The organism is Pseudomonas proteolytica, from assembly GCF_007858275.1.
Taxonomy (GTDB): Bacteria; Pseudomonadota; Gammaproteobacteria; order Pseudomonadales; family Pseudomonadaceae; genus Aquipseudomonas; species Aquipseudomonas proteolytica.
The window spans coordinates 1-521 of sequence record NZ_VFEV01000106.1 but is presented as its reverse complement, the minus strand read 5'-3'; the positions used below and the strand labels follow the sequence as shown (position 1 = coordinate 521).

At 34.4% G+C, this 521-nt stretch carries 1 protein-coding gene; it reads right to left on the bottom strand.

Annotated elements, in window-relative coordinates; genetic code table 11:
• Positions 1–521, bottom strand: a 521-nt coding sequence (locus FIV38_RS29915; protein WP_146492614.1) for an MFS transporter, incomplete at both ends; no start/stop codon positions are given.

The following is a 521-nucleotide window of genomic DNA, read 5'->3' as shown; positions in this document are numbered from 1 at the left end:
AATTAGTATGCTGCGCTGCAACCTTTTTTCTAAAGGAATTGCAATCAAGCTGCCTAAAAGACCACCTATTCCAATTAATGAATAATTAACCCCACTTTGTTCTGGGGTAAGTTGTAATGTGGATAATAAATAATACATGAATACACCTAAAACCGCACTTGCTCCAAAGTTTCCTATCATAGCTTGAAAAGATAAAGCTAAATTTAAGCGGTCATTTTTGAGCCATGTAAATCCATTAACCAAATCAGATAGTACATTTTGAAGTGTATTTTTATCTTCGCATTTTTTATTTGTGGTTTTCATAGACGGTAATAACATCACAGCAACTAATGTAGCAATAAATGAAAGAACATTAATCCAAAGCAACTGAAAGCCGCCAATAAAAGAAATGAAAACCCCAGCTATCATTGGACCAAATAAACTGGCTAATTGATTGACCATTTGATAGAAAGAATTGGCTTTCGTTAAGGATGCTCCGGCAATTTTCGGGATGACTGTAACAGTTGTTACATCAAAAAGCA